At 59.9% G+C, this 17,609-nt stretch carries 16 protein-coding genes and 1 pseudogene; 10 read left to right on the top strand and 7 right to left on the bottom strand.

The window, feature by feature from the left end:
- Window positions 1-187 precede the first annotated feature (187 nt).
- A complete protein-coding gene (locus ACFQZG_RS18830) occupies window positions 188-1,207 on the bottom strand; it encodes an AraC family transcriptional regulator (protein WP_378155273.1) in 1,020 nt (339 codons plus the stop codon).
- A gap of 157 nt (window positions 1,208-1,364) precedes the next feature.
- On the opposite strand from ACFQZG_RS18830, the gene ACFQZG_RS18825 reads away from it, so the two are divergent.
- Window positions 1,365-1,949: an NAD(P)H-dependent oxidoreductase gene (locus ACFQZG_RS18825; RefSeq protein ID WP_378155271.1), complete on the top strand. Its 585-nt coding sequence runs from the start codon at window positions 1,365-1,367 to the stop codon at window positions 1,947-1,949.
- A gap of 353 nt (window positions 1,950-2,302) precedes the next feature.
- Here the strand turns inward: ACFQZG_RS18825 and ACFQZG_RS18820 are convergent, their stop codons facing one another.
- Complete coding sequence (locus tag ACFQZG_RS18820; RefSeq protein WP_378155269.1) at window positions 2,303-5,140, bottom strand: response regulator; 2,838 nt, start codon at window positions 5,138-5,140, stop codon at window positions 2,303-2,305.
- Between the two features lie 198 nt (window positions 5,141-5,338).
- Between ACFQZG_RS18820 and ACFQZG_RS18815 the strand changes: the two genes are divergently transcribed.
- The 3 genes from ACFQZG_RS18815 to ACFQZG_RS18805 all read left to right on the top strand — a co-directional run bounded on the left by ACFQZG_RS18815 (window position 5,339) and on the right by ACFQZG_RS18805 (window position 7,937).
- The gene (locus ACFQZG_RS18815) at window positions 5,339-6,142 is read left to right on the top strand and encodes an alpha/beta fold hydrolase (protein WP_378155267.1); all 804 of its coding nucleotides are present in this window, start codon (window positions 5,339-5,341) and stop codon (window positions 6,140-6,142) included.
- A gap of 116 nt (window positions 6,143-6,258) precedes the next feature.
- Window positions 6,259-7,143 (top strand): ATP-binding cassette domain-containing protein, encoded by an 885-nt coding sequence (locus ACFQZG_RS18810; protein ID WP_378155265.1) that lies wholly within the window; start codon window positions 6,259-6,261, stop codon window positions 7,141-7,143.
- The gene (locus tag ACFQZG_RS18805) at window positions 7,140-7,937 is read left to right on the top strand and encodes an ABC transporter permease (protein ID WP_378155263.1); all 798 of its coding nucleotides are present in this window, start codon (window positions 7,140-7,142) and stop codon (window positions 7,935-7,937) included. The genes ACFQZG_RS18810 and ACFQZG_RS18805 overlap by 4 nt, the downstream gene beginning before the upstream one ends.
- 70 nt (window positions 7,938-8,007) lie before the next feature.
- On the opposite strand, the gene ACFQZG_RS18800 is transcribed toward ACFQZG_RS18805, so the two are convergent.
- Window positions 8,008-8,820 carry a TetR/AcrR family transcriptional regulator gene (locus ACFQZG_RS18800; RefSeq protein ID WP_378155262.1) on the bottom strand — a complete coding sequence of 271 codons (813 nt, stop codon included), beginning with the start codon at window positions 8,818-8,820 and terminating at the stop codon, window positions 8,008-8,010.
- 138 nt (window positions 8,821-8,958) lie between these two features.
- Between ACFQZG_RS18800 and ACFQZG_RS18795 the strand changes: the two genes are divergently transcribed.
- Window positions 8,959-9,825, top strand: coding sequence for a helix-turn-helix domain-containing protein (locus ACFQZG_RS18795; protein WP_378155261.1), 867 nt, complete (start codon window positions 8,959-8,961; stop codon window positions 9,823-9,825).
- Window positions 9,826-9,894: 69 nt separating this feature from the next.
- Window positions 9,895-11,304: an ADP-ribosylglycohydrolase family protein gene (locus ACFQZG_RS18790; RefSeq protein WP_378155259.1), complete on the top strand. Its 1,410-nt coding sequence runs from the start codon at window positions 9,895-9,897 to the stop codon at window positions 11,302-11,304.
- Between the two features lie 372 nt (window positions 11,305-11,676).
- Here the strand turns inward: ACFQZG_RS18790 and ACFQZG_RS18785 are convergent, their stop codons facing one another.
- From ACFQZG_RS18785 to ACFQZG_RS18770, 4 genes are read right to left on the bottom strand one after another with little or no spacing between them, the layout of a single operon-like run.
- Window positions 11,677-12,396, bottom strand: a complete 720-nt coding sequence (locus tag ACFQZG_RS18785; RefSeq protein ID WP_378155257.1) for an ATP-binding cassette domain-containing protein — start codon at window positions 12,394-12,396, stop codon at window positions 11,677-11,679.
- Window position 12,397: 1 nt separating this feature from the next.
- The gene (locus ACFQZG_RS18780; RefSeq protein WP_378155255.1) at window positions 12,398-13,654 is read right to left on the bottom strand and encodes a hypothetical protein; all 1,257 of its coding nucleotides are present in this window, start codon (window positions 13,652-13,654) and stop codon (window positions 12,398-12,400) included.
- Window positions 13,655-13,666: 12 nt separating this feature from the next.
- Window positions 13,667-14,443 carry a hypothetical protein gene (locus tag ACFQZG_RS18775; RefSeq protein WP_378155253.1) on the bottom strand — a complete coding sequence of 259 codons (777 nt, stop codon included), beginning with the start codon at window positions 14,441-14,443 and terminating at the stop codon, window positions 13,667-13,669.
- Window positions 14,444-14,499: 56 nt separating this feature from the next.
- A complete protein-coding gene (locus tag ACFQZG_RS18770) occupies window positions 14,500-14,871 on the bottom strand; it encodes a GntR family transcriptional regulator (RefSeq protein WP_378155251.1) in 372 nt (123 codons plus the stop codon).
- A gap of 162 nt (window positions 14,872-15,033) precedes the next feature.
- On the opposite strand from ACFQZG_RS18770, the gene ACFQZG_RS18765 reads away from it, so the two are divergent.
- From ACFQZG_RS18765 to ACFQZG_RS18750, 4 genes and pseudogenes are all read left to right on the top strand, one after another.
- Window positions 15,034-15,408, top strand: coding sequence for an ArsR/SmtB family transcription factor (locus tag ACFQZG_RS18765; protein ID WP_378155249.1), 375 nt, complete (start codon window positions 15,034-15,036; stop codon window positions 15,406-15,408).
- Window positions 15,371-15,865, top strand: a pseudogene (locus ACFQZG_RS18760) (SRPBCC family protein); the annotation flags it as partial. The gene ACFQZG_RS18765 and the pseudogene ACFQZG_RS18760, both read left to right, overlap by 38 nt.
- 9 nt (window positions 15,866-15,874) lie before the next feature.
- Window positions 15,875-16,384, top strand: a complete 510-nt coding sequence (locus tag ACFQZG_RS18755) for an SRPBCC domain-containing protein (RefSeq protein WP_378155277.1) — start codon at window positions 15,875-15,877, stop codon at window positions 16,382-16,384.
- A gap of 206 nt (window positions 16,385-16,590) precedes the next feature.
- Window positions 16,591-17,574 (top strand): glycoside hydrolase family 43 protein, encoded by a 984-nt coding sequence (locus tag ACFQZG_RS18750; RefSeq protein ID WP_378155247.1) that lies wholly within the window; start codon window positions 16,591-16,593, stop codon window positions 17,572-17,574.
- Window positions 17,575-17,609: the final 35 nt, after the last annotated feature.

The raw sequence follows: 17,609 nt of genomic DNA, 5'->3' as shown, positions 1-17,609 counted from the left end.
TCTGGGGTTGAAACATGGTCTTCATCCTTCCGACGTAATGCTTTCATTATATCAAGAAAAAGGTACAGTCCCTCAAAATAAAGAGAGTCTGTACCTTTTCATTCACTTGGACTTTTTCAGTGGCCTCGACTATTTGCAGGCTTTTTGGCGTTTCATCCTCAATATCGCGTATCGTCGCTTATTAACTTTACGCCCCCGACCGCGCCCGTTGCCGGTACTCGCCCGGCGCCGCGTCCGTCCATCTGCGGAACGCCGAATGGAACGCGCTCGGTTCCGAGAAGTGGAGCAGGTACGCGATCTCCCCGATCGCGTACTCGGGCCGCGCCAAGTAGGCGATCGCCAGTTCCTTGCGCACCTCGTTCGCGAGCCGGTTGTACGAGGTGTCCTCCGCCTTGAGCTTATCTTGCAGCGTGCGCGCGCTCATCAACATCGCTTGCGCCGCTTGGGCGAGCGTCGGATAGTGCGAAGGCATGCACGACACGATCCAAGCTCGCAGCCGGTTCGTCAGCGCGGACTCGCCGGTCAGCTTCGCAAGCGCGTCGTCCGCCAGCTTGCCGAACACCTCGCGCAGCCTCGCGTCCGATCCGATGACCGGGTAATCCAGCACGCCGTTCTCGAATCGCAACGAATTAGCGGCGGCCCCGAAGGCGGGCATGACGCCGAAGACCTCCATGTACTCGCCAAGCGCCTCCGCGGAGGGCGGCTCGTGCGCGAAGCTAGCGGACTTGATCGGAACCGAGCGGCAGCTCAGCTCCCGCATCGTCTTATAGAACGAAGCCGACATGTCCTCGATGCAATGCCGGCTCGGATTCTCGGAGCCGTCCAGCGACATCGCGACGATGACGTCGTCTCCTTCCGTCTCGACGACGACGCGGAAGCCGCTGCAGACGATGTCGTTATATCTGCGGGTCGCTTCCATCGCGCCGCCAAGCGTCCCCGAATGCATCATGACGTAGCCGAGCATGCCGAGATCGGACATCGCGACCCGGTTCCCTTGACGCAAGCCGAACAGCTCGTCTCCCGTGCGCCGGACGGCCGTCGCGACGACCCTCTCGAACGTCATCGACGGCATGCGCGCTTCCGCGTCGAGCGCGATGTCCGGGTCGATCCCCGCCTCTTCGCAAAATGCGCGCCACTCGTACCCGTGCAGCGACATCGTCTTCATGATCGGATAGAGAAGCGATACCGATACGGTCTGTCCTTCCACTCGTTCTCACCTTCCGTTCGCGCGTACTCGCGCGTTCCATCCATTCGTTCGCGCCAATGATCATTCGTTCGTGCAATCATAGCCGTTACGATGAAGTCACAGCTATCTTATCACGAGACGACGCTCCCTGTGGAGCGCCGCGAGGAGGAACTTCCGAATGAAGAACAACCGTATCGCGATTATTATCGGCCATCCTTACCCGTACAGCTATTGCAACGCGCTCGCGCAAGCATACGCGGCGGGCGCCCGGCGCGGAGGCGCGGAGGTGCGCATCCTCGATCTGAGCCGAATGAGCTTCGATCCGAACCTGAAGCACGGCTATACGAAACGGTCCGAGTTGGAGCCCGATCTCGTTGCCGCGCAGGAGACGATTACGTGGGCCGAGCATCTCGTCATCGTCTATCCGAACTGGTGGGGATCGATGCCGGCCGTGTTGAAAGGCTTCCTGGACCGAACGCTGCTGCCCGGTTTCGCGTTCAAGACGAGACCGAACTCGCTGCTCGTCGACAAGCTGCTGAAAGGCCGGTCGGCGAGAGTCATCGTAACGATGGATTCGCCGATTTGGTACTACCGGCTCGCCATGGGCAACGCCGGGCACCGGCTCATGAAGAAGGCCGTCTTGAACTTCTGCGGCATCGCGCCGGTGAAGGTGACGGGCATCGGGCCGGTGAAAACGGCGAAGAGAGAGCGGCTCGAGCAGGAGCTGCGGAAAATCGAGGCTCTCGGCGAGCGGCGGGGGTGAGCGGGGTTTAGGGAAATATGGCGGGAGCGTCGTCTTGATGGTGCTCGGCGATCAGTATCGCAATAAATTTGATTTTTCATATACAATTTCGACGATCCGCCGGTTTCGAGACGATAGGCTCGATATTTCATACACATCCCACGAGCTTCGCCACTTCGCGCCGAATAACTTTGAAATTTCATATATAATGGCTGAATGGTCCCGCTGGGCCGATAATAATATGAAATTTCACATACATCCCGGATGGCGTCGGACTTTGAGTTACGAAGGTGCGAAGATGTACAACGAACGAATCGAAAACGAGCCGTCCCTTAATCAACCGAGAATGATTAAGGGACGGCTCTTGGCGTACGTTACACAGCCGCGATGTCGCGCAACACCGCCCGAAGCTCCGTCTCCGCTAACCGGAGCAGACGCTCGACGTCCGAAGCGTCCCCGCCGCCGTCCGCCGCCGACTGCAGCCGCGCCATCGCCTCCGCCAAGCGGACGGCGCCGATGTTGGCGGCGACTCCCTTCAGCGAGTGCGCATGATTCGCGGCTTCCGCCGCGTCTCCGGCCGCCAACGCTTCGCGTACGAGCGCGACGCCGTTCGCGTGCTCGGATACGAATAATGCTAGAATTCGGCCGTACAGCTCCGCATTCCCGCCAAGACGACGTAGCGCGGCTTCCCGATCGAGCGTATCCCCGATCGCCGCTTCTGCGACTTCCGCCTTCGGCGCCGGACGCACGAACCGTTGCAACGCGTTATACAGCTCGATGGGATCGAACGGTTTGGTCAAGTAAGCGACCATGCCGATGGCGAGCACTTGCTCTTCCACGCCCTTCATCGCGTCGGCAGTCATCGCGATGATCGGCACGTCGCGTCCCGTATCGAGTCGAAGGATCTCTCTGGTCGCTTCGTAGCCGTCCATCTCCGGCATCTGTAAGTCCATGAGAATCGCATCGTAGCGGATGCTGTTCGCCAACGCGACCGCGTCGATGCCGTTGCCCGCGACGTCGACTCGGGCGACGAAGTCCCTCAGCAGCTCCTTGGCGACGATCTGGTTAATCTCGTTATCCTCGACGAGGAGCACGACCGCGCCCTTCAGCGCAGCGTAAGGTCTCGCCCCTTCCGGGCCGGCGGTCGCAGGCGGCTTGAATATCGACTGCAACGCGACCAGCTCGATAATCTCGTTATAGAGCTGGGATTGGCTGATCGGATAGAGCAGCGCCTTGTCGATATGCGCCGCCGGCGCGAGCGCCTGCAATTCCGTCTCGTGATACGCGCTGATGATCGCGATCGCCGGCGATCCTGCGGATTTCCGCGAGCGGATCTCCTCGGCGAACCGTTCCGGATCGTCGCCCTGCAGCTTCCAATCGAGCAGGACGAGCGCGTACGTCCCTCCGTTATTCAGCTTGTCCCGCGCTTCCGCGGCGCTCGCCGCGACGTGAACGACGAGCTTGAACTGTCCGAGCTGCCTCCGGAGCACCCATTGCATCTCGAGATCCGCGCAGACGAGCAAGACGCGGACGACATGCGATTCCCGGTCGTTCCCCGCATCCGGCTCGGCCGAATCGGCGGAAAGGAACGGCAGTTCGATCGTGAACGTGCTGCCTTCGCCGATGCGGCTCCGGACGGTAATGCCGCCTCCCATCAGCTCGGCGAACTTCTTGCTGATGACCAGGCCGAGCCCCGTCCCGCCGTACGTGCGCGTCGTCGTCATGTCCGCCTGCGTGAATTCGCGGAATAGCCCTTCCATCTGCGGCTCCGTCATTCCGATGCCCGTATCGCGGATCGAGAAGACGACCCGGGCGCCTCCCGCTTCCCCTTCGCCCATGTTTACCGAGATTTCGAGTTCTCCTCGCGAGGTGAACTTGACCGCGTTGTTCGTTACGTTAAGCAAAATCTGCTGCAAGCGGAACGGATCGCCGACGAGCATCTGCGGCACGTCGCGGTGGATGGAGAAGCGGAATTTAAGCCCTTTCTCGTGAGCTTTGAAGCTGACGAGGTTCGATAGGTTGTGGAGCACTTCGTACAGGTCGAACTCGATATGCTCCAGCACGACCTTGTTCGCCTCGATCTTAGAGAAGTCGAGCACGTCGTTCACGATCGAGAGCAGGCTCTTCGCGGCCGTAATCGACTTGGCGATGTAGTCCTGCTGCCGAGCGTCAAGGTCCGTCTGCTGGAGTATGTAGTTCAGTCCGATGATCGCGTTGATCGGCGTCCGGATTTCGTGGCTCATCTGGGCAAGGAACCGGCTCTTCGCCCGATTCGACTCGTCCGCCTCTTGGCGCTTCTTCAAGTCGGTGATGTCGATCGCGGTGCCGACGACGTCGGATACGACGCCGTCCTGCTCGACCGGATGAAGCGTCACGAGGATCATGACTTCGCTGAACTGCTTCTCGTGGGACACCTGCTCGCCTTCCCAGGCGCGATCGTATTGCCCCTTCAGGAAGCTCGCGTATTCCGCGGGGAATAGGCGCACCTCCTCGAGCTGTTTGCCGATGAAATCGGACGGCTCCGCGCCGATCCGCGGCAGCAGCTGTCCTTCGATCAGCGTGTAATAATAGCTGCCGTTCCTTCGCTTGAACCTGAACGTGAATCCCGGTTGCATGCGCAGAATGAACGATGTCTCCCGTTCGGCGTGCAAGCGCATTCGCCTATCCTGCTCGTTGCGTATCAAGTAGAACAAGAGCGCCGCGATGAGCGCGGAGTAGGCTGCTTGATACAGGATGTAATCCCATACGGTGGCGATCGAGATTTGTCCGGCGAGCCATAGTCCGAAGTAGTAATAGTTCAACAAGAACGCGGTGCCTACAACCCACTTGGCGGCGTAGCTTCGCATCCAAGCGAACAGTATCCCGGTTCCGAGCGCGGCGGATACCCCGATCGCGCATTGCACCGGATCGAGCGAGCCTTCCTTGAGGAACCTCGCGACGTAGACGACGAACAGCTCCGACAACGCGCCGGCGGGACCGCCGAAATAGGCCGCGAGCATTAAGGCGACGCCCCGCATATTGAGCGGCGTATGGTCGCCGACGTTAATGCTGAAGAACAGCAGAATCGTGCCGAGCGCGCCGAACACGCCGCCTGCCGCAAGCCGATAGACGAGCTTGTTTCGTGACAGCGGTCCTTCCCGAATGAACAACGGAGATACGATGAACAAATAGACGCTCATGATAACAAAGTTGAGAATGAGCTCCTTCAGCATCCCGTCACCCGCCTTTTCGTATCCTAATACTTCTAATTTACCGTATTGGGGTCGGTCTGAATAGCGAATTCTGTCGATTGATGTCGCAGGTCGATTAGCAGGAATGGGCAGATTCCGCTGACGCATATTATATCTATCAGGTACATACGCAACCTATAATTCTGCGAAGGGTCGCTGCCGAAGAGGAGGACTGCCCCGATGAATACCCGCACCGCGCGAACGACCGCGATCCATGGCGCGACGATCGCCTACGACATAGCCGGACCTGCCGGCGCGGCGGCGATCGTGCTGCTGCATCCGGCGTTCGCCGACAAGCACGTCTTCGAGTTCCAGATTGCGGCGTTCGCGGAACGATACCGCGTCGTCTCGATCGATTTGCCCGGGCACGGAGATACGACGACGCGGCGGACCGGAGTCGCCATGAAGGACGCGCCGGATATCGTCGCCCGGGTGCTGCGCGAGAACGGCATCGACTCCGCGCACTTGATCGGCGTCTCGCTCGGCTCGTTGGTCGCCCAAGCGTTCGCCGACAAGTATCCGGAGTCGACGCGATCCGTCGCCGCCGTCGGCGGCTACTCGATCCATCGTCCGATCGCCCGCGTCATCAAGGCGCAACGCAAGGAAGCATTCAAATGGCTGCTGTACGTCGTCTTCTCCATGCGCAAATTCAGAAGCTACGTACTGAAGGTATCCTGCTTCACGGAGCAAGGTCGCGCGCTGTTCGAACGCGGCATCGCCCGTTTCGCGCGGAAGTCGTTCGCGTCGATGGCCGGTATGAACAAGCTGTTCCGGCGTTCGAACGCGCCCGTCCCCTACCCGCTGCTCATCGTCGTCGGCGAGCACGATATGCCGTTGGCGCGCGCAGCCGCCGCAGACTGGCATACCGCGGAGCCGGACGCCGAATACGCGCTGATCGCCGGGGCCGGGCATTGCGCCAACGCGGACGCTCCCGAAGCGTTCAACGCGATCGTCTATCGCTTCGTAAGCTCCGTCGATCATTGAACCGATCTCCGATCATGCCGGATTACCTGTCGATGGTAGTAGCCAATTAATTGTATATGATATATACTGTTTATATTGCATACAGTTATTATTCGATTATAAGGAGGCTACGCCCAATGAACCAACCCGCAATCGAGACGATCGGATTGCGCAAGCGTTACGGAGACGCCACGGTGCTAGGCGGCATCGATCTCGCCGTCCCCGCGGGCAAGGTGTTCGCCTTGCTCGGTCCGAACGGCGCGGGCAAGACGACGCTCATTCACATTCTGTCCACGCTGACGGCCGCGGACGCGGGCATCGCCAGAGTGGCGGGCTTCGATGTCTCGTCGGATCCGGCAAGCGTCAGGAGCGCGATCAGCCTGACCGGCCAATTCGCGGCGGTGGACGAGGCGTTGACCGGCCAAGAAAATTTACGCATGCTGTGCAGGTTGTCCGGACTGACAGCGACGGCGTCGCGGGAGCGGACGGTCGAATTGCTGGCGTACTTCGACCTCGAAGCCGCGGCCGGCAAGCTCGTCAGAACGTACTCGGGCGGCATGCGCAGACGGCTGGATCTCGCGCTCAGCCTCGCCGCGCCTCGCCCGGTGCTGTTCCTGGACGAACCGACGACCGGGTTGGACGCGATGAGCAGACGAGCGCTATGGGCCATCATCGAGAAGCTGAGGGAACAAGGCATCACGATCTTCCTGACGACGCAATACCTGGAAGAAGCAGACGAACTCGCCGATCTGATCTCCGTTCTCGTCGGCGGCCGCATCGTCGCGACGGGAACGGCCGAAGAGCTTAAATCTCGCGTAGGAGGCGAAGTGATCGAGCTGCGGGACGAGAACGACGCCGTCGTCCAGACGATCGCGACGGACGGCACGCTCCAAGACGTCGGCAGAGCGTTGCAGGAAGCGATGCGCTTCGCGTCGCCGCACGTCCGCGTCGGCATTCGCAAGCCGAGCATGGAAGACGTCTTCTTGGCGCTTACGGGGAAACAATCGGAGGTGGCGGTATGATCTCGAACGCTCCGCAAGCGCAGCCCGCGAACAACGCCGCCACGTTCGCCGTCACGAACGCCGTATTCATCGGAAGAAGCTTGAGACTCAGTCTTCGCAACGCCGAAGCTCTCGTCATGGCGATCGCGCTCCCGATCATGCTCATGCTGCTGTTCACCTACGTCATGGGCGGCGCGCTGGATCCGACCGGCAACTACGTCGACTACGTCGTGCCGGGCATCATCCTCCTCTGCGCGGGCTTCGGTTCATCGGGCACCGCGGTCGACGTGGCGCAGGACATGACGAACGGCATCATCGACCGGTTCCGCGCGATGCCGATCAGCAGCGCGAGCGTCGTAACGGGCCACGTCGTCGCCGGCGTCGTACGCAACCTGCTCGCGACCGGCGTCGTCATCGGCGTCGCGCTGCTCGTCGGCTTCCGTCCTACCGCCAGCGCAGGCGAATGGCTGGCGGCGCTCGGCCTGATCGCGTTGTTCATTCTGGCGTTCACTTGGTTGTTCGCCTCGATCGGCATCGTGACGAAGAGTCCCGCCGCCGCAAGCGCGTACGGTTTCGCCCTGCTCTTCCTTCCGTATCTGTCCAGCGCCTTCGTCCCGACCAGCACGATGCCGAGCTGGCTGCAAGGCGTCGCGAACCATCAGCCGATCACGCCGGTCATCGATACGATTCGCGGCTTGCTGACCGGAGGCGCCGAGCAGCACGGCTTAATCGCTGTAGGGTGGTGCTTGGCCATTCTGCTGGTCGCCGTCCTGTGGGGCGCGTACGCGTTCCGCAAGAAAACCGCGCGTCGGTAATCGCGCCTCGAACGAACAAAGTCCGCCTAACGCTGCGTTGTCGCAGGTTACGCGGACTTTTTTTATCATTCTATGTAGCGGACATGCCCTTGCGCTCGAGATAGGCGGCGATCCCGTCCAGTATGCGTTCGAGTCCGAATTCGAGATCGTTCGCGACCGGGTTATGCTGCTCCTGCTCGCCCGTGAAAATACCCGAAGCGACGACCGGGTGAAGCTCCGGATACAGGTCCGGCTTCACGAGCTTTCGCAGCGCCGGCCCGGCCATCATGCCGTTGAAGCCTTCCATCGTCCCGCCGGCTTGAATCATCCTCATCGCGTCCCGATGGATAATGCCGTACGACCTGGCATAGGAGCTGAGGAGCAGCAGGAACGACATTTTCTCGTAATCGTTCACCGGAAAATGTCGCATCGTCCTTAACGCCCAATCGACGAACCGAAGCGCGTTCGGCGTCGTCGGAATGCCGGCAATCGGAATATCGCCGTACCACGGATGCTTCACGAACACTTGAATGCACGCATGAACGTACCCCTTCATCTCTGCCCGCCAATCCGCGTCCTCGCGTTCCGGTGGAATGTCGGCGCCGCTTACCGCTTCCTGCATCAAGACGAGCAAATCTTCCTTGCTCGCGATATATCTATACAACGACATCGTCGTGAAACCGAGCGCGGAAGCGACCCGATTCATCGATAAGCCGGCAAGCCCTTCCCTGTCCGCGATCTCGACGGCCGCCTCCACGATTTTGGCGATGCTCAGTTCGCCCTTCGGTCCGCGGCGCGACGGCTTGACGATTCCCCAGCTCAGCTTCGCCCCGTTCGACAAGCCGGCCCAATCCTCGTCTTCCCGACCGTCATGGCCGTTGTTCGTGCGATTCGTGTGATCCATGCCGATCTTCCTTTTCCGTACGCTGGCGCGTCTGAATGTGTATACGATATAAACAGTATATCACTTCGCATGTCCGCGCAACCACGCCGCTATGCTATGATAGTGCCAAGCTTGACAACGCATAAGGGGGCTTATCCGTTGCGTCTACACGTTCGTTACGAGCACGACATTCCGATCAACGCGTTCAGATGGACGCCCAAGCCGTACAAGGAACCGCTGCACTACCATACGAGCCTCGAGATCGGCTGCTGCGTGTCGGGCCGCGGAACGTTCCATTTCGGCAACAAGAGCTTCGCCGTGCGTCCGGGCGACGGCTTCGTCGTGAACAACGCGGAACTGCATATCGCGCAATCCGATCCGGACGAGCCATGCACGTTCATCTTCTTGAACTTCGATCCGGAATGGCTGCAGAAGGAGGACGAGCAGCTGCTCTTGCCGTTCTGCTATCCGTCCGATCGATTCTTGAACCATATACCGGCAGAGTCTCCGCTGGCGGTCGAGCTGTCCGCGATCGCGGCGCGTATCGAAACGGAGCTGCAGGACCGATCGCCCGGTTATCGTTCGGCGGCCAAAGGCAGCCTGCTTCAGCTATGCGCGCTGCTGCTTCGCGAGCATGCCAGCCGGCTGACGGACGAAGACCGCGCCAGGCAAGGCGCGGCCTTCCGCGAAGTGCGCGAGCTGCTCTCTTACGTGGAATCCCATTATACGGAGCCGCTCGTGCTTGGCGACCTGGCCCGGCGCATGGGCGTAAGCCCCTCGCGCGCGAGCAGGCGGTTCCTCGAAGCGACCGGCCGCGCCTTCAAGGATTACGTGCTGCAGCTGCGCCTGAACGAAGCCCGGCGGCAATTGCTCGGTACATCGGTGCCGGTAACCGACGTTATTTTCGCCAGCGGATTTCAGAGCGTGCCCAGCTTCTATCGGTCGTTCGCAGCCGCGGAAGGGATGTCGCCGGCGGATTATCGCAAGCAATACGGATCGATCGCAATTAATGAGAATCCGGAGTAGGAAGATGAGAAGCGCCGCGTTGTCCGTACGTCTACAATGAGGAAAAAAGAAAAGGCGGCGAATAACGAGATGGCGGGTTGGGACGCATTGGATCAACTGGTGAAATTCGAGATTACGCAAAGAACCGAAGAGGGCTGCGACACGTCCGGCATGGCCGACAAGCTGGCGGCGATCGCTCCGGACGATCGCGAGAAGTTGATGGCCTTGTACGAGGAGCTCCGGGCGTTGCCGATTCGCCCGGACTTCCCTTATAGCGAACCGTCCGAGTTGGAGGACATTCGTGCCGCTCGGCCGCTCGGCTCGCGAACGTTAGCGTTGGCCGGCGAGGAGTCGGCTCTGAAGGACAAGTTCCATGGCGCGTGGCTCGGCCGCAGCGTCGGCTGCGCGCTCGGCAAGCCGCTCGAGTCGAAGCCGTATATGGCGGGTTCGGACGGACGTCCCGGCTGGCGCAACGTCCAGCTCTGGTTCGAAGGCGCCGACGCATGGCCGATTCAAGGCTATACGCCAGAGCATTCCCGCGCGGAGCAGGCGTACGGACTGGAAGTGAACGGCTGGTGCAAGAAGAGCACGCGCGAGCACATCCGCTTCATGGAGTCGGACGACGACATCCGCTATACTGTGCTCGGCATGCTGATGCTGGAGGAGAAAGGTCTTGACTGGGACAGCTGGGACATCGGGAAAATGTGGCATTCGCGGTTGACTTACGCGCAAGTATGCACGGCGGAGACGCAGGCGTACCTGAACTTCGCGCACGTCACGTCGCATATTACGGGCTGGACCGTCGGCAAGCCGAGCGATTGGCCGGAGCGGCGGAAGTGGGTTCGCGAGCATCTGAACCCGTATCGCGAATGGATCGGCGCGCAGATTCGCGCCGACGGCTTCGCATACGGCGCCGCCGGACGGCCGGAGCTCGCGGCCGAGCTGGCTTGGCGGGACGCGTCGTTCTCCCACGTCAAGAACGGCATCTACGGCGAGATGTTCGTCGCCGCCATGATTGCCGCGGCGTTCGCCGAGAGCGACCCGCTGAAGATCGTTCGCATCGGACTCGGCGAGATTCCGGCGAACTGCCGGCTCGCGAGCGATATCGGACGGGCGATCGACATTGCGCTCGGCGCAAGCACTCAGCTCGAGCTCGTCGAGCAAATCTGGGAGGCGTTCAAGCACTACGATCCGGTGCACACGAACAACAACGCCGCGCTCGTCGCCGCCGCCTTGATCTTCGGCCAAGGCGATTTCGAACGCTCGGTGACGACTGCCGTCCTCGGGGGATGGGATACCGATTGCAACGGCGCGACGATCGGCTCGATCGTCGGCGCGATGCTCGGCGCGAGGGCGTTGCCGGAATCGTGGACCGCGCCGCTTAACGACACGCTGTACGCCGAGGTGAACGGCTTCCACCCGATCTCGATTTCCGAGTGCGGCGAGCGCAGCTACCGGACGTACCTGAAGCTGCTCGAGGCGTCGCAGCCGGCAAAATAAGCACATGTGGTGGTACTAATTAGCTCGAGAATGCGCCGATAGGTGGATTAAGCACACGTGGAGACGCGAATGGGTTCGGGACTGCAGCGGTTGGTGGAATATACACTCGTGGTGGGGTTAATAGGCGCGGATGCATGTTGACGGCGGTTTAAGCACTTCTGGTAGCGTTAATTGGTGCAGCAGCTTCGAGACTGCGATTTAAGCATATGTGGTAGCGTTAATTGGTGCAGCAGCTTCGAGACTGCGATTTAAGCATATGTGGTAGCGTTAATTGGCGCAGCAGCTTCGAGACGGCGATTTAAGCACTTGTGGTAGCGTTAAATGGGGCGCAGTCTGGTCGAATATCGACTGGACTGCGCCCCTCTTCTGTTGTCACTCGATCTCGACCGGCCGCTTATAGCTCGTTACGCCGGTCTTCGCGGCATCCGCCATCAGCTCAGTCAGCGTGCGGCCTTGCTCCCTCAGCTCGTCGACCATGACGTCCGCGCGGACGGCGCCCCGGCTCAGAACGATCGCCCGGTCGATGACGTTCTCGATCTCGTCGATCAGATGCGTCGTGATGACGATGATCTCGTCCCCTTTCAGTTGGGCGATCATGAGCTTCAGGAAATCGCTTCTCGCGAAAATATCCTTGCCTTGGAACGGCTCATCCATCAGAATAACGCGAGCCCGCTTCGCCATGCCGGCGCAAATCTCGACTTTCGTCTTCTGCCCCTTGGACATCGTCCGAATCTTTTTATCCGTCGGCAGTTCGTAGAAGCGAAGCAGGTGCTCGTAATGCGCCCGATCGAACCGCGGATAGTAATCGGCGAGGAATTCCGCATACTGCATCGGCGTCATCCAGGGCAAGTAGCTGCCTTCTTCGGTAATGAACGCGACGTTATCGTATTGGCTCTTCAGCGGTTTGCCGTCCAGCAGCACGCCGCCGAGCTCGAGCTCCCCGATGCCCATGATGGCCTTCATCAGCGTCGTCTTACCGCTTCCGTTCGCCCCGAGCAGACCGACGATTTCGCCCGGCCGCAAGGTGAGATCGCCGACGTAGAGCGCCGTATTGCCCACGTATTTCTTCACGATGTCTCGCAGGATGAGCATGTTACAGCCCCTTTCCGTCCGGATTCTCGATGCGCAAGCTGCCGAACTGCCGGTTATCGTCGATGGAATAGCCGATATCCCGCTGAATCGGAGACAGCATCCGAATGCTGTCGTCGTTCACGTCGGTTCGCAATTCGCCGCGGTACAGTAGCGATCCTTCCCGATAGGCTTCCAGGAACAGATGCCGCGGCCATTCCAGCCGATACGTATACCCGCTCGCCTCGTCGATCTCCGTGACCGTCTTCGCGACGTACAGCTTCCCGTTGCGGAAGCTGACCGCCATAATGGACGGATTATAATAATCGCGATCCTCCATCCCGGCGACCTGATCCAGTTCGGTCCGGGCGAGCAGTTTCAGCCCTTCGTCCGTCTTCCCGATACTGTATACGATCGGCGCGGGCTTGGCATCGAATCTGACGTTCAATACATTCTCGTCCTCGTCGACGAACGCTCGGTATGCATCGTTCATGAGCGCCTTCGCCGGCAGCCCCTCACCGACGACTTCACCGATCGGTTCGCCGCTTAGACTGTCGTAGCCGCGGAACACGAGTTTGCCGTCCTCTTCTAACAGGAGCACGAGCGTATCTCCGACCGCTTCCAGGCCGAATACCTGAATACCGGTATTCGGTTCGTCCGCCTGCTCGTTCCGTTCGAGGCTGATCGGGACGAGCTCGCGCGCCTCGCCGCGGTAATTATTCTCTTTGTTGGCGCTGGCGTAATCGAGCTCATAGATAGCGCTCTTACCCGTGTAGTCTTTCGTCGTCGGCACGACGAAGAATACCCGCTCGCCGATATTCGCGATCCCGTACTCAAGCGAGTTCATATAGGAATGAGAATTCGCCGAACCGCCATGCTCGGTGATATTCGGATGAACAGTAACCGTCCCGCCCGCTGTGCCGTTATATCTGTTAATCTCGAACGGCGGAGCGCCATGCACTTCGTACCGCCACTCGCCGATCTGCTCGCCGAAGCCGGGTATGCGCCGATTGATATCGACGCTAGGCGCCGTCTCCAATACCGTATGAGTGCCGACCTTCCCGCCATCGACCGCGAACGTCGTATGATGCACCTTATCTCCGAGGTCCCCTCCGAAGACGACATCCTCGATCGCCGAACGGTCCCCTTGCATGTCGACAAGCTCGAACGTCCCCTTCTCCTTGTCCGCGAACAGATCCGTCCTGCCATACGCAACAACGAATATCGCGAACGCCAGCGCCGGAATCGCCGCGTGTCTCTTCACCCATCGCCATGCGAGCATGGTCAACCCTCCTTATGCGATCGCGCCTCTGCGATACATGCGAATGCTATGCCAGACGAAGAATGCGGCGAATGCCAGCAGGATGATACCGTTCCGATACAAGCTCGCCTCCGTCAAGTCGTACGCCCATGCCCAGTCCGTCATCCTGCGGTACGCCCGGAACATCATGTACACCGCGACGGCCGCGATTCCGATTAACCAATACCGACGCGCGCGTTCGCACGTGACGACGTACATCAATCCCGTCGTCCATGCCGCCAACATCCCGATCGCGGCGACGATTCCGCCCGCGCTGACCGGCATGAACAACCGCAGCTCCGCAGAACGGATGACCGCCAGGAACAAACCGTTGTGCATGACGAACCTTCCGTCTCCGTAGCTAGCGGTTTTGTCCGACACCAGATCGAATCCGAACCGAATGCATAACCATTGCATCGCTACTAACCCCGTCAAGCCAACGGCGAACGCCGCCAGCCTGGCCGCGTATAGCGCTTCGCGCTTCATCGGCAGCGCGAGCAACGTATAGATGCTCTTGCTCCCCCAATAATTCGAATACAGCCGGATGACGAAATACGCGCTGAACGCCGCGAAGACGAACAAGGCCAACGTCATGCCGCCGGATGCGGCGTATATATCCTCGTACCGCTCGTTGACCTTATGCTCGGAATAATCCGCGATCTCGTCTCCGACCAGCTTCCATGTCGCGATGAACATGACCGCGCACAGGATGAGCAGTACGCGCCCCATCGCGGCGAATTCGTAATTGAACAACCGATAGAAGCTCTTCATCCGTTCACCCCGATTGTATGATGATCCTAATACAGATAATGCGCGCCGAAGCGCGGTTACTCCCACATCTCGCTGATCAGATCGACGACCTTCTTGAACGGCAGGCGGATTTCCTTCGCGGACGAGATGAATTCCCCGACCAGCTCGCGCGTCAGCTCCGCTTCGATCCGGCCGTAAACCTCGTCGTCCACGTAGACGACGCTGCCGAGCGTGCTGCTCGTCTTCACGTAGCCTTCGTCCTCCATGAGCTTGAACGCCTTCTGCACCGTATTCGGATTCACTTCCAGCTGCATCGCGACTTCCCGCCTCGACGGCAAGCGATCGCCCGACGACGCCGTCCGCAGCAAGATGCGCCGCTTCACGTACAGAGCGATCTGCAGGTAGACGGGCGTCTTCTGATTCAATTGCAACTCGCGAAAATTCAGCAACGCAATCGTCCCTCCTGTCGCTTGACTGTATTATGACACTAATACAATAACCCCGTCAATCCGCTGCCGCACAAAAAACTTTTAAATATTCCTTTACAGGCATATTCCTGTTCGGGTATATTATTGGCAAGAACCATTCAAGGAACGAGCGGGTCGATGCGAATGGATACGACACTATTAGCGGCGCTTGCCGAGCCGAATCGGCTCAGGATCGTCGAGCTGCTGCGCGACGGCCCTCTCGCCGTCGGGGAGATCGCGATTCGGCTTCGCCTGCGCCAACCGCAAGTATCGAAGCATCTCCGCGTGCTGGGCGAAGTCGGCGTCGTCGAGGCGTATGCCGTCGCCAACCGGCGAATCTACCGGCTTCGGCCGGAGCCGTTCCTCGAGATGAACGCATGGCTCGCGGCTTGCAGGCACTTATGGGACGAACGGCTCGACCGGCTCGTCCGCTATCTGAAGCACATGCAAGGCGCGCAACACCCATCCCGCGCGACGGGCGATGAACGCCCCGAAGCCACTACCGAATCGGAGGAATGAAATCATGACCAACGCAACGAACGAAGCGAAGACGTCCGTTCAAGGGCGCGAGCTTACCGTGACCCGCAGCTTCCGCGCTCCCAAGGATCTCGTCTTCAAAGCTTGGACGGATCCGAAGCATCTGGCCCATTGGTGGGGGCCGCAAGGCTTCACGACGACGACCGAGGAGATCGACGTCCGATCCGGCGGCGTATGGCGTTACGTCATGCACGGCCCGGACGGAACCGATTACGTGAACGTCATCTCGTTCATCGACGTTACGAACGCCGAGAAGCTCGAGTATTCGCACGGCGACGGCGAAGTCGAGGAGCTGTTCCGGGTAACCGTAACGCTGGAGCAGCAAGGCGACGGGACGCGGCTGACGATGCGGTCGCTGTTCCGCTCCGAGGAAGAGCTGAAGCTGTCGGTCGAGAAGTACGGCGCGCTCGAAGGCGCGAATCAGACGCTCGATCGCCTCGAAGCCCGTCTGCCCGCCGTCACGTTCGCCGGCGCGGAAGCGCGCGTATTCACGCTGAAGCGGATATTCAACGCGCCGCGCTCCCTCGTGTTCCAAGCCTACTCCCAGCCCGAGCATCTGAAGCATTGGTGGGGTCCTCGCGGTTGGACGTTGACCGTCTGCAACATCGATTTTCGCGCCGGCGGCAGTTGGCATTACTGCATGAAGTGCATGGACGAGAGCCAAGGCGATTACTACGGCATGGAGTCGTGGGGCAAAGCGATCTACAAGGAAATCGTGCCGAACGAGAAGATCGTCCTCGTCGACTACTTCTCCGACGCCGAAGGAACCGAATCGGGGGATCTGCCCGCCAGCGAGAGCACGTGGCAATTCTTCGACCAAGGAGATCAGACGCTCATGGTCAGCACGAGCACGTACGCTTCCGAGGAAGCGCTGCGCCAAGTGGTGGAAATGGGCATGGAGCAGGGAATTACGGAAACGCTGGACCGTCTCGCCGAACGGTTGGCCGAGCTGCGCTAAGCACGGCGCACGCGACGATGCGCAAGAAGACCTTCCTTATCCGGAAGGTCTTCTTCTCTATTGTCCGTTCACAGCGAACCACTCCTATACATTCTAGGGGTTAATGCTATCGTTCTTGGGGTACCCATGCGCGGACGGTATGATAGGATTGGGGGGTGTAACCGCTTCGGCGGACGCGAGCGCACGCGAACCAAGGAGGAATCGGGATGTCAGAAGCAACGAAACGCAACGAACCGATCGTCAAGCACATGTACACCGCGGACCCTTCCGCCCACGTGTTCGAAGGCCGAATCTACATTTACCCTTCCCACGATCTCGATCACGAGCGAGAGTCGAACGACAACGGCGACCAATACGATATGGAAGACTATCACGTCCTGTCCATGGAAGGCGAAGGCGCGCCTTGCGTCGATCACGGAGAAGCGCTCCATCTGCGCGATATTCCGTGGGCGAGCCAGCAGCTGTGGGCGCCTGACGCCGCTTATAAGAACGGCAAGTACTACTTGTTCTTCCCCGCGCGGGACAAGGAAGGCGTCTTCCGCATCGGCGTCGCGACGGGCGAATCCCCATCGGGTCCGTTCTCGCCCGAACCGAATTATATCCCGGGAAGCTTCAGCATCGACCCGGCCGTGTTCGTCGACGAAGACGGCAAGTCGTACATGTATTTCGGGGGACTATGGGGCGGCCAGTTGGAAAAATGGCAGTCGGGCACGTTCGAGCCGAACAGCGAGGGACCTTCGGGCAACGAGCCGTCGCTCGGACCTAGAGTGGCGGAATTGAGCGAGGACATGCTGACGTTCAAGGAGACGCCGATCGAAATCTCGATCGTAGACGACAAGGGCAATCCGATTCCGGCCGGCGACGAAGATCGCCGGTATTTCGAAGGACCGTGGGTGCACAAGTATAACGGCTACTACTATCTGTCCTATTCCACCGGCTCGACGCACAAGCTCGTGTACGCGATTAGTCGCGATCCCAAGGGACCTTACGTCTATCAAGGCACGATCCTGACGCCCGTCATCGGCTGGACGACGCACCATTCCATCGTCGAATTCAAGAACAAATGGTACTTGTTCTACCACGACAGCTCGCTGTCCGGCGGCGCCGACAACAAGCGCTCCGTGAAATACACGGAGCTGCGTTACGACGCGGACGGCAAAATCTTGACGATCGATCCGTACGATAATTGATACGCGAAACGGCTAGGCAGATTCGTATCTGCTTA

Origin of the sequence: Cohnella sp. GCM10027633, from assembly GCF_042675445.1 — a bacterium.
Classification (GTDB): Bacteria; Bacillota; Bacilli; order Paenibacillales; family Paenibacillaceae; genus Cohnella.
This window is presented reverse-complemented; position numbering and strand designations above follow the sequence as displayed.

Bases quoted from the DNA above. Each gene is read 5' to 3' on its own strand.
- ACFQZG_RS18825 (WP_378155271.1), top strand. From the start codon at position 1,365: ATGAAGAACAACCGTATCGCGATTATTATCGGCCATCCTTACCCGTAC.
- ACFQZG_RS18820 (WP_378155269.1), bottom strand. From the start codon at position 5,140: ATGCTGAAGGAGCTCATTCTCAACTTTGTTATCATGAGCGTCTATTTG.
- ACFQZG_RS18815 (WP_378155267.1), top strand. From the start codon at position 5,339: ATGAATACCCGCACCGCGCGAACGACCGCGATCCATGGCGCGACGATC.
- ACFQZG_RS18810 (WP_378155265.1), top strand. From the start codon at position 6,259: ATGAACCAACCCGCAATCGAGACGATCGGATTGCGCAAGCGTTACGGA.
- ACFQZG_RS18805 (WP_378155263.1), top strand. From the start codon at position 7,140: ATGATCTCGAACGCTCCGCAAGCGCAGCCCGCGAACAACGCCGCCACG.
- ACFQZG_RS18800 (WP_378155262.1), bottom strand. From the start codon at position 8,820: ATGGATCACACGAATCGCACGAACAACGGCCATGACGGTCGGGAAGAC.
- ACFQZG_RS18790 (WP_378155259.1), top strand. From the start codon at position 9,895: ATGGCGGGTTGGGACGCATTGGATCAACTGGTGAAATTCGAGATTACG.
- ACFQZG_RS18785 (WP_378155257.1), bottom strand. From the start codon at position 12,396: ATGCTCATCCTGCGAGACATCGTGAAGAAATACGTGGGCAATACGGCG.
- ACFQZG_RS18780 (WP_378155255.1), bottom strand. From the start codon at position 13,654: ATGCTCGCATGGCGATGGGTGAAGAGACACGCGGCGATTCCGGCGCTG.
- ACFQZG_RS18775 (WP_378155253.1), bottom strand. From the start codon at position 14,443: ATGAAGAGCTTCTATCGGTTGTTCAATTACGAATTCGCCGCGATGGGG.
- ACFQZG_RS18765 (WP_378155249.1), top strand. From the start codon at position 15,034: ATGGATACGACACTATTAGCGGCGCTTGCCGAGCCGAATCGGCTCAGG.
- ACFQZG_RS18750 (WP_378155247.1), top strand. From the start codon at position 16,591: ATGTCAGAAGCAACGAAACGCAACGAACCGATCGTCAAGCACATGTAC.